This is a genomic window from Telluria mixta (genome assembly GCF_029223865.1).
Taxonomy (GTDB): Bacteria; Pseudomonadota; Gammaproteobacteria; order Burkholderiales; family Burkholderiaceae_D; genus Telluria; species Telluria mixta.
Map to the genome: position 1 here is coordinate 6,048,604 of NZ_CP119520.1, position 23,329 is coordinate 6,071,932.

The 23,329-nt window shown below is 66.7% G+C and carries 23 protein-coding genes and 2 pseudogenes; 16 read left to right on the top strand and 9 right to left on the bottom strand.

What is annotated here, in order from left to right; translation table 11 throughout:
- Positions 1–374 precede the first annotated feature (374 nt).
- From P0M04_RS26650 to P0M04_RS26720, 15 genes and pseudogenes are all read left to right on the top strand, one after another.
- A pseudogene (locus tag P0M04_RS26650) lies at positions 375–1,402 on the top strand (sigma-54 dependent transcriptional regulator); the annotation flags it as partial.
- 21 nt (positions 1,403–1,423) lie between these two features.
- A complete protein-coding gene (locus P0M04_RS26655; protein ID WP_281042462.1) occupies positions 1,424–1,642 on the top strand; it encodes a helix-turn-helix domain-containing protein in 219 nt (72 codons plus the stop codon).
- Between the two features lie 278 nt (positions 1,643–1,920).
- Positions 1,921–3,288, top strand: a complete 1,368-nt coding sequence (locus P0M04_RS26660) for a hypothetical protein (RefSeq protein ID WP_259451239.1) — start codon at positions 1,921–1,923, stop codon at positions 3,286–3,288.
- Positions 3,289–3,349: 61 nt separating this feature from the next.
- The gene (locus P0M04_RS26665; RefSeq protein WP_259451238.1) at positions 3,350–3,748 is read left to right on the top strand and encodes a hypothetical protein; all 399 of its coding nucleotides are present in this window, start codon (positions 3,350–3,352) and stop codon (positions 3,746–3,748) included.
- Positions 3,745–4,407 (top strand): C39 family peptidase, encoded by a 663-nt coding sequence (locus P0M04_RS26670; protein ID WP_259451237.1) that lies wholly within the window; start codon positions 3,745–3,747, stop codon positions 4,405–4,407. The genes P0M04_RS26665 and P0M04_RS26670 overlap by 4 nt, the downstream gene beginning before the upstream one ends.
- A 10-nt stretch (positions 4,408–4,417) precedes the next feature.
- Positions 4,418–4,849: a hypothetical protein gene (locus tag P0M04_RS26675; protein WP_259451236.1), complete on the top strand. Its 432-nt coding sequence runs from the start codon at positions 4,418–4,420 to the stop codon at positions 4,847–4,849.
- A 73-nt stretch (positions 4,850–4,922) separates the two neighbouring features.
- A complete protein-coding gene (locus P0M04_RS26680) occupies positions 4,923–6,101 on the top strand; it encodes a PspA/IM30 family protein (protein ID WP_371877366.1) in 1,179 nt (392 codons plus the stop codon).
- A 401-nt stretch (positions 6,102–6,502) separates the two neighbouring features.
- A pseudogene (locus P0M04_RS26685) lies at positions 6,503–6,694 on the top strand (sigma-54-dependent Fis family transcriptional regulator); the annotation flags it as partial.
- 32 nt (positions 6,695–6,726) lie between these two features.
- Positions 6,727–7,770, top strand: coding sequence for a sigma-54 interaction domain-containing protein (locus P0M04_RS26690; RefSeq protein WP_281042110.1), 1,044 nt, complete (start codon positions 6,727–6,729; stop codon positions 7,768–7,770).
- A 283-nt stretch (positions 7,771–8,053) separates the two neighbouring features.
- Positions 8,054–10,288 carry a hypothetical protein gene (locus tag P0M04_RS26695; RefSeq protein ID WP_259451234.1) on the top strand — a complete coding sequence of 745 codons (2,235 nt, stop codon included), beginning with the start codon at positions 8,054–8,056 and terminating at the stop codon, positions 10,286–10,288.
- A gap of 59 nt (positions 10,289–10,347) precedes the next feature.
- The gene (locus tag P0M04_RS26700) at positions 10,348–10,776 is read left to right on the top strand and encodes a hypothetical protein (RefSeq protein WP_259451233.1); all 429 of its coding nucleotides are present in this window, start codon (positions 10,348–10,350) and stop codon (positions 10,774–10,776) included.
- Positions 10,773–11,462, top strand: coding sequence for a C39 family peptidase (locus P0M04_RS26705; RefSeq protein ID WP_259451232.1), 690 nt, complete (start codon positions 10,773–10,775; stop codon positions 11,460–11,462). Before P0M04_RS26700 ends, P0M04_RS26705 begins: the two co-directional genes overlap by 4 nt.
- Before the next feature lie 11 nt (positions 11,463–11,473).
- On the top strand, positions 11,474–11,977 hold the full coding sequence (locus P0M04_RS26710) for a hypothetical protein (RefSeq protein ID WP_259451231.1): 504 nt from the start codon (positions 11,474–11,476) through the stop codon (positions 11,975–11,977).
- A 24-nt stretch (positions 11,978–12,001) separates the two neighbouring features.
- Positions 12,002–13,399: an acetate kinase gene (locus P0M04_RS26715; protein ID WP_259451230.1), complete on the top strand. Its 1,398-nt coding sequence runs from the start codon at positions 12,002–12,004 to the stop codon at positions 13,397–13,399.
- Positions 13,400–13,558: 159 nt separating this feature from the next.
- Positions 13,559–14,905 (top strand): IS4 family transposase, encoded by a 1,347-nt coding sequence (locus tag P0M04_RS26720; RefSeq protein ID WP_281042111.1) that lies wholly within the window; start codon positions 13,559–13,561, stop codon positions 14,903–14,905.
- A gap of 262 nt (positions 14,906–15,167) precedes the next feature.
- Here the strand turns inward: P0M04_RS26720 and lpxO are convergent, their stop codons facing one another.
- The 5 genes from lpxO to P0M04_RS26745 all read right to left on the bottom strand — a co-directional run bounded on the left by lpxO (position 15,168) and on the right by P0M04_RS26745 (position 19,283).
- A complete protein-coding gene (lpxO, locus tag P0M04_RS26725; protein WP_259452746.1) occupies positions 15,168–16,067 on the bottom strand; it encodes a lipid A hydroxylase LpxO in 900 nt (299 codons plus the stop codon).
- A 120-nt stretch (positions 16,068–16,187) separates the two neighbouring features.
- Complete coding sequence (locus P0M04_RS26730) at positions 16,188–16,418, bottom strand: DUF6139 family protein (RefSeq protein ID WP_036229374.1); 231 nt, start codon at positions 16,416–16,418, stop codon at positions 16,188–16,190.
- Positions 16,419–16,530: 112 nt separating this feature from the next.
- On the bottom strand, positions 16,531–16,731 hold the full coding sequence (locus P0M04_RS26735; RefSeq protein ID WP_036229622.1) for a hypothetical protein: 201 nt from the start codon (positions 16,729–16,731) through the stop codon (positions 16,531–16,533).
- 149 nt (positions 16,732–16,880) lie between these two features.
- Positions 16,881–18,203, bottom strand: a complete 1,323-nt coding sequence (locus tag P0M04_RS26740; RefSeq protein ID WP_259452745.1) for a vanadium-dependent haloperoxidase — start codon at positions 18,201–18,203, stop codon at positions 16,881–16,883.
- A gap of 156 nt (positions 18,204–18,359) precedes the next feature.
- Positions 18,360–19,283 (bottom strand): class I SAM-dependent methyltransferase, encoded by a 924-nt coding sequence (locus P0M04_RS26745; RefSeq protein ID WP_259452744.1) that lies wholly within the window; start codon positions 19,281–19,283, stop codon positions 18,360–18,362.
- Between the two features lie 196 nt (positions 19,284–19,479).
- Between P0M04_RS26745 and P0M04_RS26750 the strand changes: the two genes are divergently transcribed.
- Positions 19,480–20,820: a diguanylate cyclase domain-containing protein gene (locus P0M04_RS26750; protein ID WP_259452743.1), complete on the top strand. Its 1,341-nt coding sequence runs from the start codon at positions 19,480–19,482 to the stop codon at positions 20,818–20,820.
- Here P0M04_RS26750 and P0M04_RS26755 read toward each other — a convergent pair.
- From P0M04_RS26755 to P0M04_RS26770, 4 genes are all read right to left on the bottom strand, one after another.
- Entirely contained in the window at positions 20,804–21,454 is a 651-nt protein-coding gene (locus P0M04_RS26755) for an ankyrin repeat domain-containing protein (RefSeq protein ID WP_259452742.1), read from the bottom strand. The two genes, P0M04_RS26750 and P0M04_RS26755, sit on opposite strands and share 17 nt — an antisense overlap.
- A 3-nt stretch (positions 21,455–21,457) precedes the next feature.
- Positions 21,458–22,240, bottom strand: a complete 783-nt coding sequence (locus P0M04_RS26760; RefSeq protein ID WP_259452741.1) for a TatD family hydrolase — start codon at positions 22,238–22,240, stop codon at positions 21,458–21,460.
- Positions 22,241–22,373: 133 nt separating this feature from the next.
- Complete coding sequence (locus P0M04_RS26765) at positions 22,374–22,892, bottom strand: GNAT family N-acetyltransferase (RefSeq protein ID WP_259452740.1); 519 nt, start codon at positions 22,890–22,892, stop codon at positions 22,374–22,376.
- Positions 22,893–22,908: 16 nt separating this feature from the next.
- Positions 22,909–23,310, bottom strand: coding sequence for a PilZ domain-containing protein (locus P0M04_RS26770; RefSeq protein ID WP_259452752.1), 402 nt, complete (start codon positions 23,308–23,310; stop codon positions 22,909–22,911).
- Positions 23,311–23,329 lie beyond the last annotated feature (19 nt).

The window sequence follows — 23,329 nt, forward strand, 5'->3', positions numbered from 1 at the left end:
CCCCGGTCAAGATCGTGCGCAATATGTTCGGCACCATGTTCCTCGAGATAGACGGCACCAACGCCTCACCCAAGGTCCGGCGCGTGCGCTGACACTATCGCCATTTGTCCAGAGCGCTCGTGCCTTCGCACGAGCCTGTCGCTTCCAGGCTGCGCCCGTCTACGGTGCGCCGGGCTGTCCCGTTAAGATGGCGGTAACGGCGCTTCGACAAGCCGAATCGGGAGACACAGGTCGCACGGCGTCCGTGCGCACGCAACCTCGCTGCCGTCCAGCCGTGGTAAGCCATGGCGCGGGACCGCTCACGCTCCTGGAGATGGACCATGCGCAAGCGCCTGCTCTGCATTGCTCCCGACGACGCCCACACCGCCGCGCTCATGACCGGCCCCATCCATGACTGGGACACCTGCTGCGTGGACAACCTGGGCGATGCGGACCGCGTGCTGCGCGCGGACGGCTATCCCGTCGGGCTGCTGCTGCGGGCGCGCTCCTTGCTGCGGTCCTTCGACCTCGACGCCTTCCTGCGCCGCCATCCCGACACGCAGTGGGTCGGCGTGTTCCGCCCGCGCGACATGGACCACGGCGCCTGCCGCGACCTCGTCGTGGAACACCTGCACGACTACCACACGGAGCCCGTCGATCCGGTCCGGCTGGCCTGGACCCTCGGCCATGCCCATGGGTGGGCCGTGCTGCGCCCCCCGCCCTCGCCGCAGACGCTCGAAAGCGGTGCCGGCCTGCTCGTCGGCCGGGCCGACGCGATGGTCCGCCTGCGCGCGCAGGTCGCGCGCGTGGCCCGGGTTGACGCCCCCGTGCTGATCTGGGGAGAGAGCGGCAGCGGCAAGGAGCTGACGGCGCAATCCATCCACGCGCAGTCGGCGCGCGCGGGCGGGCCATTCGTGCCGATCAACTGTGGCGCCATCCCGCCGAACCTGATCCAGTCCGAGCTGTTCGGCTACGAACGGGGGCATTCACCGGCGCCGCGCGCGCCAAGGCGGGATTGATCGAGTCGGCCCACGGCGGCACCCTGTTCCTCGACGAGATCGGCGACCTGCCGAAGGACTTGCAGGCGAACCTGCTGCGCTTCCTGCAGGAGAAGACCATCTGTCGCCTGGGCAGCACGCGCGCGCTCCGCGTGGACGTGCGCGTGATCGCCGCGTCGCACGTGCAGCTGCAGCGCGCCGTCGTCGCGGGTGACTTCCGCGAGGACCTGTACTACCGGCTCGCGGTACTGCCCGTCGCGGTGCCGGCCCTGCGCGAACGGCGCGACGACGTCGTCACGCTGGCCGAACATTTTTTCGACCTGTACGGCGAGGAGCGGGCGCCCCGGCTGACGGGCTTTTCCAACCGCGCCGTCGCCGCGCTGCTGGACCACGACTGGCCGGGCAACGTCCGCGAGCTCATCAACCGTGTACGCCGTGCGCTCGTGATGGCGGACGGACGCCTCGTCACGCCGCAGGACCTCGGGCTGGATGTACCGCTCGTGCTGACGGCCGCGCTGGACGACATCCGTGCGCGTACCGAGCGGCTCGCCCTGCGCGAATGCCTCCAGCGCAGCGGCCAGAACGTCAGCCGCGCCGCGCGCGACCTGGGCGTGTCGCGCACGACGATGTACCGGCTCCTGAGCAAGCACGGCATGCAGCCGTGACGGCCGGCGCCCGTCGTGGCGTCCGGCACTGTCCAGACGAACGCGAGCGTTGGCCACGGCTGAGCGACGCACCTGTACCGCCGCGTTGACAGCCTGTCGGCAAGCGACGCCAGCGGAGCTTGCAGATATTCCCACGAGCCTTTCAGAAGAGTCCGACCGGGCCGATGGAAATCAATGAGTTGGCGCGCGCAGCCGTGACGTGGCACCGATCCTGCGAATGCATGAGAGCCGGTGCGATCGCCGGCATGTCACGGACTCACATCAGAGAGGAAAACCGAATGAAGAAGACTTTGCTTGTCACCGCGCTGACGCTGGCGTATTCGCTGAGCGCCCATGCCGGTACCACGACGAATACCAGCACGACGTCCGATTACTCGACGACGAACGTCACCCAGACCGACAACAGCGTTAACACGTATACGACCACCAACACCACCACCAACACCACCACGAACACCACCACCAACACCTCGACAGCCAACGCGATCAGCACGTTGACGGGTACCGTGAGCGGCAACACCATCGGCGGTATCGGCAATACCGCCGTCAACAACGGTGGCGCCAACGGCGCCGCCGGTACGGGCGGCGCCGGTGCCGCCGGCACGGGCGGCTCGGTGGCCGCCACGGGCGGCTTCGGCGGCACCGCGACGGGCGCCAACGGGGCCGCCGGCGCGGCGGGCGGCGCGGCGGCCAACGGCCCCGCCGTCAACGGTCCCGCGACCGGCGGTACGGCCTTGGCCGGCCCTGGCGGCGCCGGTGGCGCGGCCGGTGCCGCCGCGAGCGGTGCGGGTGGCGCGGGTGCGGCCGGCGGTGCGGGAGGCGCGAGCGGCAGCCTGGCTGGGGGCGGCGTCGGCGGCACGGGCGGCGCGGGCGGCGCAGCTGCGGGTGGCAACGGCGGCGCCAGCCTGCCGGTGGGCGCGAACGGCGGCCCCAGCGCCGGCGCGGCCGGCGGCGCATCCGGCCCGGTTGCCAGCGGCGCGGCGATCGGTGGTAACGGCGGTGCCGGCGGTAGCGGCGCCCTGATCGGCGACGGCGGCGCCGGCGGCTACGGCGGCGCCGCGGGCACCGGCGCCGCCTCTGGAGCAGCCGGGGGCGCCGCCACCAGCGGCCGCGGCGGCGATGGCGGTGCGCTAACCAGCACTGCCGGCAATGGCGCCTCCAATACGGGCGGCACGGGCGGTGCAGGCGGCGGGGCCGGCGGCGGCAGCGCCACCGCGGGTGCCGGCGGTCATGGCGGTGCGGGCGGCGCAGGCGGCGCCAGCGGCTACGCCACCACCACGGGCGGTGCCGGCGCGTATGGCGGCGACGCCACCGGCGGCGCGGCATCGAACGGCCCGGCCACCGTGGGCGACACCTACGGCGGCAACGGCGGCAACGGCGGTGCCGGCGGCACGAACACCGGCGGCGCCGGCGGTTCGCTGGCGTCGATCACGGCCGGCTACGGCGTCGGCGGCGCGGGCGGCAGCGGCACCGGCGGTGCGGGCGGAACGAACGGCGTGAATGCGGGCACGTTCGACATGTCGAACAGGATGTCCGGCACTGGCCAGTCGGCCGCGGGCGTGCTCGTGATCAGCCAGAACTCCGGCCTCTCGTCGCTCGTCCAGCAGAGCGTGAACGTCCAGGCCAACCTGGCGCTGGGCCACTGACGCACCGTACAAACTGCCGTGCCCGCCGGCACGGCAGTTTTTTTCATGACCGGAGTCGAGCATGCATCGGATTATCCAGATTTTCATCGCGCGCGCGTGCGGCATCGCCGTGCTCGCGCCCCTTGCGTCACTGACCTCGGCGGCCTGGGCCGGTCCCGGCGCGGACGTCGATACCCGGGCCGCCGCCCGGGCGCTGTTCCGGCCCGGGAACGCAATCTCCGCGCAGGCAGACAGGCAGGACGCGAACCTGGCGCGGCAGCGCGGCGGCACCGACACCCGCAACGACGCGCGCATCGACGGCGCGGTCGCCGCAAACACGGCCGTCAACGTCGTCACCGGCGCCAACAGCATCGATGCCGGGTCGTTCGCGAACATGGCCGGGATCCCCGTGGTCATCCAGAACAGCGGTGCGAACGTGCTGATCCAGAACGCCACCATCATCAACCTGCAATTCAAATGAGACGGCTGCTCGTTCCCCTGCTGGCCGCGGGCACCGTGCACGCGGCCGAGCTGCCCGTCGCGGGCGGCGCCTTCCACGTGCCCGTGCGCAGCATGCAAGCACTGCGCTTCGCCACGACCCTGCACCAGCAGTACGACTTCAGCTGCGGCTCGGCCGCGCTCGCCACGCTGCTGACCCATCATTACGGCTTCCCCGTCAGCGAGCGCACCGTGTTCGCGGCGATGTGGGCCCAGGGCGACCAGGACAAGATCCGGCGCGAAGGGTTTTCGCTGCTCGACATGCAGCGCTATCTCGCGGCAAACGGCTTCCAGGCGGATGGCTTCCGGCTGCCGCTCGACAAGCTCATCGAGGCCGGGCTGCCGGCCATCGTCCTCGTCACGGAACAGGGCTACAACCACTTCGTCGTCATCAAGGGCTTCGGCGCGGGACGCGTGCTGCTGGGCGACCCATCCAGCGGCACCCGGTCGATGTCGCGCGCCCGCTTCGAAGCGATCTGGCCGACGCGGCTGCTGTTCGTGATCCACACGGCGCCCGGCGAACCGCGCTTCAACACGGCCGACGACTGGCGCGCGGCGCCGCGTGCGCCGCTGGCCGACGCGGTGGCGCGGACAAGCCAGGGCGGTGTCGACCTGCCCAAGTTCGGACCCGGCGATTTCTGAAGGAGACCCCATGCGCATGCCCATCATCCTCGTGCTGATGCTCACCGTCGCGCCCGTACGGGCCGCGCCGCTCCAGAACCCGTTCTCTGAGGCCACGGCCGTCGGTCCGGCCGAGCTCGACAGCGCCCGCGGCGGCTTCACGACCTCGTCCGGCGTCGCCGTGTCGCTCGGCATCGAACGCATCGTGACGGTCGACGGCCAGGTCGTCGCGCGCAGCGAAATGCGCCTCGGCGACCTCGGCCGGCTTGTCTCCGGGCAGGCGGTGCCGGCGGCGCCGGTTGCAGACAGCCTGACCACCGTGGTCCAGAACAGCCTGAACGATCGTGCGATCGGCACGGCCACCATCATCCATGCCAGCGTCGCCGCGCAGGGCCTCCTGCAGACCATGCACTTCCAGTCGACGCTGGCGAATGCCATCAACGCGGCCGCTGCCGGCAGGTAGCGGCATCAGTGTGGAGCCCATCACCATGCGAATGTTTCCCGCGCTACCCGGCGCGATCGGCCTCGGCCTCATCATGGCTTGCGGGCCGGCGGCGGCCCAGCAGGCACAGCTCATCGAACAATTGAAGGCCATGCGGCAACAACTCGACCAGCAGCGGGCCCGCATCGACGCGCTCGAACGGCAACTCGGCGCGGCGCCATCCCCGCAGCTGGACGACCTGCGCGCCAAGGGCACTTCAGCCGATGCGGCGCCGCCCCCGGGCGCGGTGGGGCCCGCACCGCAGTCGGCCGCACGGGCGCCCGAGGTCGCGCCCATCTTCGAAAGCCCCGGCGTCCTGACGCCGCGCGGCCGCGTCGTGTTCGAGCCGTCGATCCAGTACGGGTACTCGTCCAGCAACCGGGTGGCGCTGGTGGGCTACACGGTGATTCCGGCCCTGCTGATCGGGCTGCTGGACGTGCGCGAAGTGAAGCGCAACACGACGACGGCGGCGGTGACCCTCCGCTACGGCGTCGGCAACCGCTTCGAAGTGGAGGCGAAGGTCCCGTACGTCTATCGCACGGATTCGACCGTCAGCCGGGAAATCTTCACGGGTACCGCGGCGGAGCGCGCGTTCGACACGAGCGGCAAGGCCATCGGCGACGTCGAGGCGGCCGCACGCGTCCAGCTTAATGCGGGCGGTCCCGACCGCGCCTATGTCATCGGGGGACTGCGCTACAAATCGCGCACGGGCCGCGATCCGTTCGAGGTCGTGACGGATTGCCAGACACGCTGCGTTGGCCAGAACGTCACCGGGACGGGGCTGCCGTTGACGCTGCCCACCGGCTCCGGATTCCGGTCGCTGCAGCCCAGCCTGACGTGGCTGCTGCCGTCCGATCCGGCCGTATTCTTCGGCAGCATCAGCTATACCCGGAATTTCCAGCGCCGTGCCGTCTACCGCACGGTCCTCGCAGGCCAGCGCGAACCGCTGGGCGACGTCAAGGCGGGCGACGTGCTCGGATTCAATCTCGGCATGGGGCTTGCACTCAACGACAAGGCGTCGCTGAGTTTCGGTTACGACCACAGTACCGTGGACCGCACGCGCCAGAACGGCCAGGTGATCCCGGGCTCCGTGCGCGTCCAGTTGGGCACGCTGCTGGTCGGCGCATCGTACCGGCTCGACCCGCACCGCACCGTCAACGTGTCCGTGGGCGCCGGCCTCACGCGCGACACGCCCGACGTCACCCTCACCGTCCGCATGCCGTTCGGCTTCTGAGCCGTCTCTGTGCGCGACTCCCCCCAGCGATGGGGGGTTCCCCTTCCGCAATCGGCAAAAAGCCACACGACGGCAGTTATTTCCTTGACCATTACGAGGATCGGTTACACGATTGTGACTAATTGTAACCGCCAGTCGATATTCTATCGTCCGCCACGAATCTTTCACAGGCGGCATAATGTTAAACAAAGATCAACTGATAATAAGAAATTGCTAATGGGCTACAGAACAGCAGCCCGAGTTACATCCAGTTACACTTGTCAAGAAACGATGCCGGTGCCCCATTCGTCTGCCGCCGTTGCGAGGACCGGCCGATTACCCGATGGAGGATGGATGACCCGAAAGCGCCTGCTGTGCATTGCCCCGACGACAAGGGTGCACGCGTCCTGCTCGACGGAGCAATGCATGACTGGGAGATCCGCAGTGTCAGCAATCTCGGCGATGCCGGGCGCGAACTGCGTAACGACCGTTACCTGGTCGGCCTGCTCGTGCACGACCGCGAGCAGCACCGTCCAGCCGAAGTGGACACCTTCCTGCGCCGCCACAGTCATATGCAGTGGGTGGGCGTGTTCAGCCCGCGCGATCTCGAATCCGCGCCCTGCCGCGACCTCGTCGTGGAGCACCTGTGCGATTACCACACGGCCCCGTCGATCCGGTCCGCCTGGCCCATACACTCGGCCATGCGCACGGCTGGGCGATGCTGCGAAGGCGGCCCAGTGCCAACGACGACGCGCCCAGCGATCCCGCGTCGCCGCTGATCGGCGGCTGCGATGCGATCGCGCGCCTGCGCGCGCAGGTGTCGCGCGTTGCCAAGGTCGCGGCGCCCGTGCTGATCTGGGGCGAGAGCGGGAGCGGCAAGGAGCTGACGGCCCAGGCGATCCACGCCCAATCGGACCGGTCCGCGGGGCCGTTCGTTCCCATCAACTGCGGCGCCATCGCGCCCAGCCTGATCCACTCGGAGCTGTTCGGCTATGAACGCGGGGCGTTCACGGGCGCCACGCGAGGCAAGGCGGGCCTGATCGAATCGGCGGATGGGGGCACGCTGTTCCTCGACGAGATCGGCGACCTGCCGAAGGACCTGCAGGCCAACCTGCTGCGCTTCCTGCAGGAGAAGACGATCTGCCGCCTGGGCAGCACGCGCAACATCCGGGTGGACGTACGCGTCATCGCCGCGTCGCACGTCCACCTGCAGCAGGCCGTCGCCAGCGGCGCGTTCCGCGAGGACCTGTACTACCGCCTCGCCGTGCTGCCCGTGACGGTACCTCCGCTGCGCGAACGGCGCGACGACCTGATCACGCTCGCCGAGCACTTCTTCCACATGTATGCGAGCGAAAAATCGCCGCGCCTGAAGGGCTTCTCCAACCGGGCGATCGAGGCGATCCTCGACCACGACTGGCCGGGCAATGTGCGCGAACTGATCAACCGGGTACGGCGGGCGCTGGTCATGTCGGATGGACGCCTGATCATGCCGGAAGACCTGGGACTGACGCGCGGGATCATGGCACCGACGCCCGCCGCGCTGGACGACACGCGCATGCGCTCGGAGCGGCGCGCGCTGCGCGAATGCCTGGACCGCAGCGGGCACAACGTGAGCCGGGCGGCACGCGACCTGGGTGTATCGCGCACGACGATGTACCGTTTGCTGAGCAAGCACGGCATGCGTGAGTGACCCATGTTCCGAATGTGGCACAAGTGGACAAGGTGTCCACTTTTTTTTGTGTGTTGCAGCGTGAAGATGGACAGAGTTGTACCGAAAGTGAAACAGTTTTTCGATATTTTCGGTAAATCGTGCCGGATTTGTCCTAACAGCCGTGTAGGAAGATCCGTACAAAGTCAACAAAAACAATGGGTTAGCCAGCTCTACAGTAAGGCTGGCACTGAAACTGCAAAGGGATGGAGGTCGGCGCTACAGCCGACCCATCACCAACCATCAAACCCAGAGGGGAACTCGAATGAACAAGACTTTGCTCGTGACTGCTATCACGCTGGCTTTTTCGCTGAGCGCACAAGCCCAGGACTCGATCGTCGCACGCGGCGGCAGCACGGCCACGCAGACCACGACCCGCACGGACAACACCAACAACAGCACCAATACCTCGGACAGCAGCAACAACAGCACCAATACGTCGGATAGCAGCAACAACAGCACCAATACCTCCGACAGCAGCAATAACAGCACCAACACGACAACGGCGAACTCTGATCAGAACAACAACAAGAGCACCAACACGGCAACGACGACTAACGCCGATCAGAACAACAACAAGAGCATCAACACGAACACCGACAGCAGCAACCGCAGCACCAACACGGCAACTACGACTAACTCTGATCAGAACAACAACAAGAGCACCAACACGACGACGAGCACCGACAACAGCAACAACAGCTCGGGCGACTCGCGTGCAACCGCAACCGGCTCCGTCGCCGTGAACAACGGCGGTACCGCGACGTCGAACTTCTCCAACAGCTTCAACACCTCGTCGGCCAACGCCACCGCGAACCTGAGCGGCAGCGTCTCGGGCAACAACATCTCGAACATCGGCAACGTCGCCACCAACTCCGGTAACGCCAACGGCGCCGCCGGGACGGCAGGCAACGGCGCGGCCGGTACCGGCGGCGGCATCACGGCCAGCACCGGCGCGGGCGGCGGCACCGGCAACGCGAACGGTGCAGCGGGCGCGGCGGGCGGTACGGCCAGCAACGGCGGCGCCAGCGCTGGTGCGGCCACCACCGGCAGCGCCGGCGCGGGCGCGGCTAGCAGCGGCGCCGCGACCGCCGGCGCGGGCGGCAGCGGCGGCATTGCCTCAGGTGCGACGACCGGCGCCGGCGGCTCGGGTGCAGCCGGCGGCTTCGGCGGCTCCACCGGCGCGGCAAGTGCGGGCGGCGGTGCAGGCGGCATGAGCGGCGGCGCATCGGCAGCGGGCGGCGCAGGCGCAGCCGGCGGTGCGGGCGGCCTCGCTTCCGGCGGCAACGGCGGCGCGGGTGGCGCGACCACCGGCGGTAACGGCGGCGCCAGCGGCCCGACCACGGCAGGCATGGGCGGCATGGGCGGCGGCACGGGCTCGGCCACAGGCGGCGCGGGTGGCTCGGGCGCTGCCGGCGGCGCAGGCGGTGCCGGTGCGGCGGGCGCAGCAGGCGGCGCGGGCGGTGCCGGCGCAGCAGGCGGTTCCGGCGGCTTTGGCGGTGCGGGCGGCCTCGCCGGCGCAGGCACCGGCGGAGGCTCGACGGCATCCAACGCGGCCACCGGTGGCGCTGCCCGCAATGGCGCCCATACGGCCACGTCCGGGGCCGGCGGCCTCGACGGCAGCGGCAGCGCCGCCACCGGAACGTCGACCGCCACCAGCGGCACGACCACGGGCGGCGGCTCGACCTCGACCGCGGGCCTCGGGACCGGCGGTGCAGGCGGCGCGGGTGCGGCCGGCGCGGCTGGCGGTGCGGGCGGTGCAGGCGCGGCCGGTGCGGCCGGCGGTGCAGGCGGCAACGGTGCGGCCGGTGCGGCTGGCGGTGCGGGCGCAGCGGGCGCCATGGCATCGAATACCGGCGGTGCGGGTGCAGCAGGTGGCGCAGCGACCGGCGCAGCAGGCGGCGCGGGTGGTGGCCTGACCTCGACGGCCGGCAACGGCGCGGCGAATACGGGCGGCGCAGGCGGTGCCGGCGGCGCGGGTGCGGCCGGTACGGCAACCTCGGGCGCGGGCGGTGCCGGTGCGGCGGGCACGGCAAGCTCGGGCGCGGCAGGTGCCGGCGCAGCGGGCGGCGCGGGTGCCGCCAGCGGCATGGCGTCGAACACGGGCGGCGCAGGTGCGGCCGGCGGTGCGGCAACGAGCGGTGCGGCAACGGGCGGCGCAGCCTCCAGCGGCGCAGCCACGACCGGCTCGGCCACCGTGGGTGATTCGACCGCGGGCAACGGCGGCAATGGCGGCAACGGCGGCACCAACACCGGCGGCGCGGGCGGCGCACTGGCCAACATCACGGCCGGCGTGGGCACGGGCGGCCTGGGCGGTGCGGGCACCGGCGGCAACGGCGGATCGAACACCGTCAATGCCGGTACCTTCGACATGTCCAACACCATGAGCGGTGTCGGCCAGTCGGCTGCGGGCGTGATGGTGGTCAGCCAGAACAACGGCTTCTCCTCGCTGATCCAGCAGAGTGTCAACGTCCAGAGCAACCTGGCTGTCGGCAAGTAATGCCAAGGACCGCCGTGCCTTTGGGTACGGCGGTTTTTCGATGCAACCGGGGGTAGAGAATGCAGTCATCACTCAAGAGTAGCGTCAGCAACCGCGTGTGCAGCTTCGCTGTGCTCGCGGTCTGCGCATCCGCGGCCTGGGCAGGACCGGAACTCGCGGTTCCTGCCCGCGACAGCGCACCGGCTGCCAGGCCGGTCGCGGATGCCGGGAAGACGGCGCAGGCGCCGGACCCGCTCGGATTCGGCCCCGCGGCCGACCTGGGCAAGCTGGAGCATTCGCGCGGTGGGACGGACACGTTCAACACCAACAACACCGCGAATCTCGGCGGGGTCGTCTCCGGCAACAGCGCGGTGAACGTCGTCACGGGGTCGAACACGATCGATGCCGGGGCGTTCGCCAACATGTCGGGCATACCGGTGGTGATCCAGAACAGCGGCGCAAACGTCCTGATCCAGAATGCCACCATCGTCAACCTGAAATTCCAATGAAGCACAGCGCCCTGCCCCTGCTGTGCGTGTTGCTCAGCACCTTCCCGGGCGCCACCTGCGTACACGCGGCAGATCTGCCGATCGCGGGCGGTGCCCGTTTCAACGTGCCGGTCAAGAGCATGCGCGAACTGCGCTTCGCCTCGACGACCCGCCAGCAATACGACTTCAGCTGCGGGTCCGCCGCCGTGGCGACCCTGCTGACCTATCACTACGGCCGCCCGGTCAGCGAAACCGACGCCTTCAAGGCGATGTGGGAGATCGGCGACCAGGCCAAGATCCGGCGCGAAGGCTTTTCGCTGCTCGACATGCAGCGCTATCTCGGCAAGATCGGCTTCAAGGCGGACGGCTTCCAGGTGCCGTTGCAGAAGCTGTTCGACAGCAAACTGCCCGCCATCGTGCTGATCTCCGAGAAAGGCTACAACCATTTCGTCGTGATCAAGGGCGCCGACGACGGCCGCATCCTGCTGGGCGATCCGTCCAGCGGCACGCGCTCGATCACGCGCGAGCACTTCGAATCCATCTGGCCGACCCGGCTGCTGTTCGTGATCCACGACGCGCCCGGCAAGCCTTCGTTCAACTCCGACCTCGACTGGCGCGCCGCCCCGCGTGCGCCGCTGGCCGAGGGTGTGACCCGGACCGCCATCGACATGACGACGCTGCCGAAATTCGGTCCGGGCGATTTTTGACAGGAGACCCCATGCGCATACCTGTCCAGATCGGCCTCGTACTGGCCAGCGTCGCGATCGCGACGCAGGGCTACGCCGGCGGCCCGGACAACCCGTTCAGCAGCGACAACGCCGTCGCGTCCGATACGCTGGACGACTACCGCGGTGGCTTCATCACCGACAACGGCCTGGCGGTGTCGCTCGGCATCGAGCGCATCGTCACGATCAACGGCAACGTGGCCGAACGCAGCCAGCTGGAACTGGGCGACCTCGGCGCCCTGACGAGCGGCCACAGCACGCTGACCGCCGACACGGCGAACCAGGTCAGGCTGATCCAGAATGGCGGCGGCACGTTCAACGTCCAGATGGGCGACACGACCCTGGGCGGCACCGTCATCCAGAACAGCCTGAACAACCAGTTGATCAACAACCAGACCATCATCAATGCAAGCGTGAACGCACGCGGACTGCTGCAGGCCATGAATTTCCAGTCCAGCCTCGCGAACGCGCTCAATACCGCCGCCACCGGCAGGTGACGGATTTTTACCTGGAGAAAACCTATGCAAAAAATTCCAGCGCTGTACGGCGTGATTGGTGTCAGCGTGGCCCTGGCGGCCATCCCGGCCGGTGCCCAGTCCGGTCCTGACCTCCTCGAGCAGCTCAAGATCATGCGACAACAGCTGGAAGAGCAGCGCGCGCGCGTCGACGAACTGGAACGCCAGTTGCGCGCGAGCGGTGTGGCCCCGCCGGCGAACAGCGCGACGGCGGCGGCACCAATGCAGCTCGAACGGATGCGCGGCACCGGCAACCTGCCGGCGCCCCAGGCCGACGCGCCTGCGCAGGTCCAGGCCGGTCCGCTCGATGCACCGCCCAGGCTCGCCGTCCCGTTCGCGGATCCGGTCTATCCCGGCCGCCTGGCCCCCCTGCGCGGTACGGGCGGCGCCGGCCAGGCGCAGGCGCAGGCAAACACCGACGCTGTCGGCCGTCCACCCGCGCCGCGCACGCCGGAAGTCGCACCGATCTTCGAGACCCCGGGCGTCCTGACGCCGCGGGGCAAACTCGTGTTCGAGCCGTCCGTGCAGTACGGCTATTCGTCGAGCAACCGCGTGGCCCTCGTCGGCTACACGGTGATTCCGGCCCTGCTGATCGGCCTGCTCGACGTGCGCGAAGTGAAACGCAACACGACGACGGGCTCGGCCACGTTCCGCTACGGTTTCGACAACCGCCTGGAACTGGAAGCGAAGATCCCGTACGTCTACCGCAGCGATTCGACCGTCAGCCGCGAACTGTTCACGGGCACGGCGGCGGAGCGCGCATTCCAGACGAGCGGCAAGGGCATCGGCGACATCGAGCTGGGCTGGCGCTACCAGCTGAACGACGGCGGCGTCGACTCGCCCTATTACATCGCCGGCCTGCGTTTCAAGTCGCGCACGGGCCGCGACCCGTTCGAGGTCGTGACGGATTGCCAGACCCGCTGCGTGGGCCAGAACGTGACGGGGACGGGCCTGCCGCTCGACCTGCCGACCGGGTCCGGCTTCTATTCGCTGCAGCCGAGCGTGACGTGGCTGCTGCCGTCCGACCCGGCCATCTTCTTCGGCGGCTTCAGCTACACGAAGAACTTCAAGCGCGGCAACGTCTACCGCACCGTGTTGAACGGCGGCAAGGAATTGCTGGGTACGGTGGAACCGGGGGACGTGTTCGGCTTCAACTTCGGCATGGGCCTCGCGCTGAACGAGCGGGCGTCGTTCAGCATCGGCTACGACCACAACTCCGTGGGCCGCATGCACCAGAACGGCGTCGTGATCCCGGGCTCCGTGCGCGTACAGCTCGGTACGCTGCTGCTGGGCTACTCCTACCGCCTGAAGAACAACCGCACGCTGAGCGTGTCGGTGGGCGCGGGCCTCACGCGCGATACGCCGGACGTCACGCTGATGGTCAGGATGCCGTTCACGTTTTGAGCATCCCCTTTGGCCGCAAGGCGCGGCCACCGACCAGGGCCGCACTTGCGGCCCTTTTTAATTCGGGGTCAGAGCACATTTCCGACCAAAATCGGGGTCAGACCTAATGCCGGTCACTTAAGGACTTGACCGACGCGATCCAAGGGCTAGAACGGATTTATGTTCAACGTAAATCCGTTTTCTATCATGGCTCTGCAACTTGACCTGGATTACTCGGCCTCGCTGACGCCGCAGGAATTTGACCGTTTCGCCAGCCTTATCGATCCGGCGTGGATCGATGAGGCTTTGCAACAGACTGGCACTGTGTCGGTGCGTCGTCGTCGGTTACCGGCCGATCGGATGGTCTGGCTGGTAATTGGACTGGCATTGTTTCGAAACGAGCCGATCTGGCATATCGTCAAACAGCTCGATCTTGCCGATGGCCCGGCAGCCAGCACACCTGTCCCCAGTGCTTCAGTGGCGGGGCGTGAGCGTTTAGGCGAAGCCCCATTGGAATGGCTGTTCAAGCGGACGGCAAGCTGCTGGGGTGAGCGTGCCCCAGCGGAGAGTGCGCTGTTTCATGGCCTGCGCAGTTATGCTGTTGATGGCGTGGTCTGGTCGGTGCCGAGCACGCCAGAAAACGAAAGGGAGTTTGGCCGGCCCCGGGGAGGTGACGGACGTGATGGCGCTTGGCCGCAATTGCGTGCCGTCTGCCTGATGGATACCCACAGTCACCTGCTGCGCGCCGTCGACTTCGGAGAGTGCCAGACAGGTGAGCTGAGCTATGCAAAGACACTGATACAGGCTGCGCCTGATAACTCGCTCACGATTTTTGATCGAGCCTATTTCTCGGCCGCGTTTCTACTGGACTGGCAACGGTCGGGCCTGCAAAAGCATTGGCTGATACGCACCAAAACCTCGCTGTGTTATGAGGTAGTCTGCCAGGTGGCTCCCGGTGACTGTCTGGTACGGCTTCCCGTCTCACCTCAGGCGCGTCGGCAGCATCCGGATCTTCCCTCGCACTGGCAGGCTAGACTGATCGAATGCACGGTGGGCGGACAGCCTCGACGATTTCTCACCTCGCTGTGCGATGCGCATCGTTTCCCCGCGCGTGACGTCGCCGCACACTACGTGCAGCGATGGGAGATCGAACTCGGTTTCAGGGAAATGAAGCAAGGCATGCTGAAAAAAGCGCCTGTCCTGCGCAGCAGGCTGCCGGAACTCGTGCGCCAGGAAGTATGGGGAATGTTGATCGCCTACAACCTGCTGCGCCATGAAATTGCCCAGATGGCCACTGAACTGAACGTGCCACCGCAGCGCCTCAGCTTCCAATGGCTGGCCCTGGCCATCGTTACCGCGCTGTACCACTGGCCGCTCGAAACACCCGGCACCTTCCCCAAGCGATTGGCATGGCTACGTGAACAAGCACGTGCCTACCTTCTACCAGAGCGACGAACACGCTCATATCCGAGAACAATAAAATCCAGGAAATCCAAGTACCCAACAAAACATGCCAGCCCCGCTTAACTGACTGGCATTAGGGTCAGACCACATTTTCGATCAATTGCCTCGCGAACTAAACGCTACGGCGAACGCTAGTTGGCGCCGTACCGATGCACGAGCCAGTGCAGCAAACGTGTGCCGGCGGTGGCTAATTGTTTCGACCGAGATCTTGTCTAAAAAAGTGCTCTGACCCCGAATTTGCCGAAAAACGGGATCTGACCCCGAATCTGGGAAACAAAAAAAGGGCCGCAGAATTTGCGGCCCTGCGTTTTCTCGGAAAGATGGGTCAGATGTAGTAGACGAGCGCCGCGAGGCCCACGATCAGCGCGACCTTGGTCGCTTTATAGGCCGTCTTGTTCCAGGCCTTGTAGCGGCGGCGGTATTGGCCCATCACGTACGAAATGCGGAACAGCTTGCTGACGAGGCCCGTCTGGTCGCCGCTCTCGTTGGGCGACGCGGCGGCCGTCATCATCGTGCGGCCCAGCCAGCGGTTGACGGCCTGCATCCAGCCGAAGCGCATCGGGCGCTCGACGTCGCAGAAAAGGATCAGGCGGTCGCTGTCGCTGGCGTTCTCGGCCCAGTGAATGAAGGTCTCGTCGAAGATGACGCCCTGGCCGTCGCGCCAGCTGTAGCGCTGGCCGTCGACTTCGATGAAGCAGCGGTCGTCGTTCGGCGTGGCCAGGCCGAGGTGGTAGCGCATCGAGCCCGCGAACGGGTCGCGGTGCGGGTTCAGCTTCGCGCCCGGCGGCAGCTCGGCGAACATCGCGGCTTTCACCGACGGGATGCCCTGCAGCAGCGCGTACGTCTTCGGGCACAGGCGCTCGGCCGACGGGTGGCTCGCGTCGTACCACTTCAGGTAGAAGCGCTTCCAGCCCGTCTTGAAGAAGGAATTGAAACCGGCGTCGTTGTTCTCTTCGGAGGCCTTGATCTTCTTCATCTCGATGAGGCGCAGGCCTTCTTCGCGGATGACCGGCCAGTTTTCCTGCAGGACGGACAATTCCGGGAACTCACGGACCGGGATGTACGGCGTGCTGGGCACCTTGGAGAACAGGTGCATGAACATGTTGATCGGCGCCATGAATGACGAATGGTCGAACAACTGCCGGCCGAACGGCAGGCGGACCTTGCCGCGGAAATGGATGTGCAGCACCGACAGCACGAGAAAACCGACTACGAACCACTTCATGACGCCTCCGACTGAACGAGGCGCAAGGATACCATATGCGATACGCGGCCGTACGCCGCCCGCCCCGGCTGGTCGGGACGGACGGCGTACGGCCGCGAATGTGGCACTACCGCTACAGCGTCAATGCATCGTCGACGACGTGACGGCGTACCCTTTTTCCGCCAGTTGGGCGTTCAGGTTCTGGATATCGTAGTCGGGCAGGTCTCCGGCATCGTCGTCGACTTCGAAAGCCCGGGCTTCGACTTCCCAGTCGGTATTCGTGGCTTCCTCGGGGATGTTGCGGGTCTCGGGGACGGCAAGGTAGGAGAACTTGCCGTCGTGTTCGGCTCTGCGGTAGATGTCCAGGCGCATAGTCATTTCCTTTAAAAGCATGGCTTTCGAATGAAAGCCATCAGTATGGGGACGATAGGCGAACGGTTCGTGTCCGTCTGTTAATCGGCGCACACTGGCTGGACGTCAAGTTTCAGCGTCCGATACCCCCGCCCAGCACACGCGCCGGCAGCATGACGATCGCGCGCAGCAGCTCGAAGACGGCCTCGACGCCGATCCCGAGCAGGCGGAACGGCAGCAGCAACAGCCACACGAGCGGATACATCACGAGCGCCAGCAACGCGATCGGCCAGCACAGGAACAATAATACCAACCACACGAGGAAACCCAGCATCGTCAGCTCCATCTACAGGACAAGGGCTTCATCCGCCCGATACGATGACTGTAGTTGTATGGACGCCAACGTGCAATCTTTCTGCGATGGACGGCGGCCCGGGGCGGACGGACGGCCCGAAACCGGGGGCGGACGGTGCGGCCCGCCGCTCAGACGGCGAGATCGAGCACCTTGCGGCCGATCTTCGTGCCGAGCGTGCGCCCGTTCAGGTCGCCATGGAGGAAGTGGATGCCGGCCAGGCGCCGCGAATAGCCCGCCTGGGCGGCGGCGTCCGCGAACGAGTCCCAGTACAGCGTCACCGCCGGCGACGCCTTCTGGCTGAACCGGAATGGTCCGCCCGCGAAGTGCGCGAGCACGACGGCCGCCGCGTGGCCGGACACGCTGTGCGCCGAGACGTATTCCGGGAACGGCGGCGTGTACAGGTACGGCGTCCAGTTCGCGCCCGCCACCTGGACCACGCCCTTCGCCGTCCAGTTGTTCAGCGTGCGCTGCTTGAACAGTGTCCGGATCGCGGACACCGGACGGGCGAAGTCATACGTCATTTTCGCGTCCCATGTCGCGACCATCGCATCGTGCAGCGCGACACCGAGTGCGCGGAACAACCGGATTTCCCGGCCGAGCGAAAAACCCTGCCGGTACGCCAGCATTTCGGCGAATCGCACCCAGGGCACACGGCTGTTATCGCCCCAGTATTCGCATACCCGGATCTGTTCCGGCGTGAGATTGGCATTCAGGTCGATCAATTCCTGCATTTCTGCCTGCATTTGTGCGGAAAATACCGAGGGCGGCGCGGCCGGGCGGAACTGGTCGCCGGTTTTCAATGCGAATGGCTTGACCTTGCCCCAGAACGGCGTCATGCAGCTCTGGTAAGGAAGCGGCTGCCAATGGTCGGGATCGACCATCGTCGTCGCGGAATTGACGGGGGTATAACCTGTGTAATCCGAATAGGCGCCCGGATGCAGGTCGCCCAGCTGATTGCTGCCGTCGTGCGCGCGTTCGTTCAGCATGTGCTGCGCCGCTTCTTCGCCCACGCGGGTCGCCGGAATGAGCCAGGCGAAGCGTCCGCCCAGGCCCCATGTCGCGCCGTAGACGGCGATGTCCAGGGCATACGCGGGAAACAGCCCTCTCAGGACGGCCGCCGCGGCGGCGCTCAGCGCGATGACCTGGAATTGCGGGTCGGCGCCTTGGGCGCGCGTGACCGGCGTCGTGAAAAACCGGTTGAGGCCGACGGCCTGCGGGGTCTCGAGATAACGCCACAGGTCGTACAGGGTGCCATTCAACAGCGCCAGTGCACGGGCCGTGACCGCCGGCGGAGTAAACGCCTTGAAGGCGGTATTCATCAGCTTTTCATTCCAGCCCGCGACCACGCTTTTCGCCTGGGCCGCGGCGATCGCGGCATCGGCGTCGACATAATCGGCGGGATTAGCCGCCTGTCCCAGGCCAGGCAATCCGGCCAGGACGGTGGAACCCATCGCACACTTCAAGAGTTTGCGCCGGTTTGCATGCATGATGAATCCTTTATGTGATAGCGGATGAAATGTCCGATGCTACATAAAGGATTGTTTAAAAGCAATTACCATTAAAAAAACGGCCACCCAACATCGGGTGACCGTGATCTATATCAACAATCAAGCGAATTCTGCATCGCGCGCCCGCACCGGCACGCCGGCGCGCTCGACGACTTCCGCGCGCATCGACGCTTCCAGCGACGGAATCGAACCGCCCGCGCGGTAGGCAAAGCCGACCTGCACGATGTCGCCCGGCTGCACGTCGAGCGGCGTGGCCAGCGGCAGCATCATGTAGTGGTTCAGCCAGTCGATCGTCGTACCACGCTCCTCGACGATGGACAGGACATTCTTGGTGATGAAGCGCAGCGCATTCAGGCGGCCGCCCTGCTCCATGCGGAACTGGCCTTCCCACGCGATCGCGTCGCCGACGGGCTGGCTGAAATCCATGATCGAATACACGCCCGGCTGCGCCAGTTCGATGGTGCCCGGATAGATCACGTTGGTCGGCTGGAATTGCACGATCGGGGCATAGAAGCCCTCGAAATCGTATTCGAGCTGCAGCGGCTGCGCGGCCATGATGACGGCTTCCGGCATGAAGATCGGCAGCGGGCCGCCGAAGCGCGCCAGGTAGCGGCGCTTGAACGATTCGATCACCTCGACCTGCTTCTCGCGCAGCATGCCGACGTGGATCATTTCGCAGATGACGAGGTCGACGGGCTCCGGCGGCAGGTATTCGAACGCATCCGCATGCACCACCTCGACTTTGTGGCCGTTCGGGTTCATGGCGAGGAAGCGGCGCGCCTCGCGCACCATATCCGGGTTGAACTCGACGCAATAGACCTGCGCCGCGTTCTGGGCGGCGAAGTACGACAGCACACCCGTGCCTCCCCCGAGTTCGAGGACCTTCATGCCCGGCTTGACGGCGTGGTAGATCGCGGACTTGAAGCTGTGCATGCGGTTATGGTCCATCAGCATGTTGTGATGGTAGTGGACCGGAATAAACTGCCCCAGATAGCAGCTTTCGATTTCGCGTTCGTTGAGCATGGGTTCCTCTGTGTGGGAGATCTTGTCTGCATTATGTCCATGCTTATAAGCAACTGATGCGCCGATCTGACGGGGATTTGCCGGCCAGTTTGTCGGATCGATGGAACAGCTGGCCGATGGTGCATAAATACATTGACCTTTTTCCATACGGGAATGTTAGTATTTTCCCATCCGCCGCCACCGTTTTCGGGCCGCCATGGTACATTCGATCCGTTCCCTCTCGGCGAACATCGCCGACCTGCTCCTGGACGTCGTTTTCCTGGTGGACCGGCGTGGCATCATCGTGGACGTCAGCGCCGGCTGCGAGCGCATGCTCGGCTACCGCCCCACCGAGCTGATCGGCCAATACATGCTCGATTTCGTCGTTCCCGAAGACCGCGCCATCACGTGCATGGAAAGCGCGCGCGTGCTGGCCGGCCAGGAACGCGTCGGCTTCGAGAACCGCTACCTGCACAAGGACGGGCGCCGCGTCGACGTGATGTGGTCGGCCCGCTGGATCGCGGACCACGGCCTGCGCCTGGGCGTCGCGCGCGACATCAGCGCCCGCAAGCGCGCCGAGCGGCGCCAGGCGGCGACGTATGCGATTTCCGAAGCCGTCTATCATACGGGCGACCTGGCCGGACTGTGCGGCGAGATCCACGCCATCCTCGACCGCCTCGTGGGCGCCCCGGGCATGGTCGTCGTGAGCGACCCGACCCCGCAGCACGGTTTCAAGGTGGTCTACCAGCGCGACCACGACCCGCAAACGCGCCTGCCGTCGCGCGCCTGCCTCGCGCGCTGGCGCGCCACGGCGACGACGCCGGACAGTATCGCGCCGGACGCCGTCCGCCACGTTGGCGCGGGGCGGCTGAATACCTGGCTCATGATCGAACTGGGCGGCCCGGCCGGTACGATCGGCGCGCTGCTGCTGCGCGACCATGCCGGCACGGGCTACTCGCCGGCCGACCGCGGCCTGCTGCGCTTCGTCGCGGCCCAGGTCGGGCTGGCGCTGGAGCGCAAGCGCCTGCACGACGACCTGATGCGGTCCGCCTGCCTCGACGAACTGACGGGCCTGCCGAACCGCCGGCTGTTCTTCGACCGCATCCGCACGGCCGTCGCGCGGGCGCGGCGCTGTCACTCGCGGCTCGGGCTGCTGTACGTGGACGTGAACGATTTCAAGCTGGTCAACGATCGCTACGGCCATGCGGCCGGCGACGCGCTGTTACGGGAGGTCGCGGCCCGGCTGGTGGAATGCGCGCGCGAGTCGGACACGGTGGCGCGCCTGGGCGGCGACGAATTCGTGCTGCTGCTGGAAGACCTGCAGGCGCCCGAGGACGCCGAACACTGCGCCGACAAGATCTGCGCCGCGCTCGTGCGGCCCGTGCCGACGCAGTGCGCGCCGCTGCGCATCGGGGTCAGCATCGGGATCGGCCTGTTCCCGGATCATGCGGACCAGGTCGAGACCCTGCTGATGCATGCGGACGCGCACATGTACACCAGGAAGCGCGCCCACAAGTGCGGGGAAAGCGAGACCGGCCCGCTCAGCGGGCAGACTTGACCTTCCTGTCGAGCGCCTCGGCAATGCCGGCGTGATCGGCCTTGCGCGCGATCCCGGCCGCCGTCAGGCCTTCCCCATTCTTCAGTTGCGGATCCGCGCCCTGGCCGAGCAGGAACACGGCCGTGTCATCGTGGCCCTCGCGCGCCGCCATCATCAGCGGCGTGAACTTGCCGCTGGCCGGCGGCGACTGCGCATCGATGCGCGCGCCGTGCGCCAGCAGCAGGCGCGCGATGTCGTTATCGCCGCTGGCGGCCGCGTAGTGCAGCGGCGTCCAGCCGGGACGGTTCACGGCCGCGCCTTTCGCGATGAGGGCTTCCGCTGCCGGCTTGTTGTGCTTGTACGCGGCCATCATCAGCGCCGTGTTGCCGTTCAGCGCAGGCGCGTCGACGTTCGTGCCGGGGTTGCGCAGCAGCGCGTCGACCACCTGCATCGCGCCTTCGCGCACGGCCAGCACGAGGGCAGGCTCGCCACCGACGGGATTGGGCTGGTTCGGATCGACCTTGCCCAGCAACGAACGCACCGTGCCGGCATCGTCCATCTGCACCGCACGGAAAAAGTCGCTCGTCTGGTCGGCCAGCGCCAGGGCGGGCGCCGCCAGCGTGGCGGCAAGCAGGATAGCTCGAAGAAGGGTCATGGGTCAGGTCCTCGCGGCCTTGAACAGGTTGAAGAAATTCTCGGTGGTGCGGTCGGCGATCTCGCGCAACGGGACATCCTTCAACGTGGCGATGTACTCCGCCACGTGCGCCACATAGCCCGGCTCGTTCATCTTGCCGCGGAACGGCACGGGCGCGAGGTAAGGCGAATCCGTCTCGATGAGGATACGGTCGAGCGGCACCGCCTTCGCCACCGCCTGCAGGTCCTTCGCGCTCTTGAACGTCACGATGCCCGAGAACGAAATATAGAAGCCCATCCCGATGGCGGCCTGGGCCACTTCCAGCGACTCCGTGAAGCAGTGCATGACGCCCGCGACGCCGCCCTTGTCCGTGCCCGCGCCTTCTTCGCGCATGATGCGGATCGTGTCTTCGCTGGCCGAACGCGTGTGGATGATCAGGGGTTTGCGCGTCTCGCGCGATGCGCGGATGTGCGTGCGGAAACGCTCGCGCTGCCACTCGAGGTCGCCTTCCAGCCGGTAATAATCGAGCCCCGTCTCGCCGATCGCGATGACCTTCGGGTGATCCGCCAGCTCGACCAGCTGCGCGACGGTAGGCTCGGGCGTGTCCTCGTAATCGGGATGCACGCCGACGGAGGCATAAATGTGCGGATATTGCTCGGCCAGCGCGAGCACGCTGGGGAACTCCGGCAGGTCGACGGAGACGCACAGCGCGTGCGAGACCTTGTTCTCGGCCATCTTGGCCAGGATCTCCGGCATCCGGGCGGCCAGTTCCGGGAAATTGATGTGGCAGTGGGAATCGATATACATCCCGATATTGTACGCGAGGCGCCATCGGCTCGCCGCCCACCGTCGTTCCCGCGTAGGCGGGAACCCCATTTCCTCGCGTCAACGCTACGTAAAATTGGGCCCCTGCCTTCGCAGGGGCGACGGTCTTGGGGTCTCAGGCCACGCGCTTGCCCAGGATGATCAGGTCCCGCTCGATGCCATCCAGGTTCGCCACGCGCGGGAAATGTGCCCACGTATCGAACCCGTATTTGCGGAACAGTCCGAGGCTCGGCGCGTTGTGCCCGAAGATAAACCCGAGCAAGGTATGCACGTTCACATTCGGCGCGAACGCCATCGCCTGTTCCAGGCAGTACCGACCGACACCCTTGCCGCGCCATGCTTCCGCGATATAGATCGACAGCTCGGCCGTGCCCGAGTATGCCGGACGGCCGTAGAAATTCGAATACGAGCACCAGCCGATCACGGCCGGGCTGTCGGACGCATCGGCCGCGTCATGGATCACCCATAGCGGACGGCGTTCCGGCGTGTGGTCGTTGAACCAGCCTTCGCGCGATTGCACGGTGACGGGTTCGGTGTCCGCCGTGACTTCGCGCGACGCGATGGTGGAGTTGTAGATGTCGACGATGACGGGCAGGTCTTCGATGCGGGCGAGGCGGTGTACGTAGGACGGCATGGTGAAGCCAAAAAAATTACAGGGTATGGGTGGCGCGTGACGAACGCAGCGCGGCGCCAAGGATTTCTTCGATGCGCAGGCGGGCACGCTGCCCGGTCTCGTCGGCCGGGAAGTGCACGCCAATGCCTTGCGCCTTGTTGTTGTTCGCACCGGCCGGCGTGATCCACGCGACCTTGCCGGCGATCGGGTATTTGTTCGGGTCGTCCATCAGCGACAGGATCAGATAGATCTCGTCGCCGATCTTGTACGGCTTGTTGGTCGGCACGAACATGCCGCCATTCTTCAGGAACGGCATGTAGGCCGCGTACAGGGCGGCTTTTTCCTTGATGGCGAGCGACAATACGGACGGCCGCACCGGCTGGGGCGCGTTCGGATCCGCGGGCAGGCCGCTGATCGGACCGTTCGGAGATACGCTCATCATCTTCCTTTCATCGATC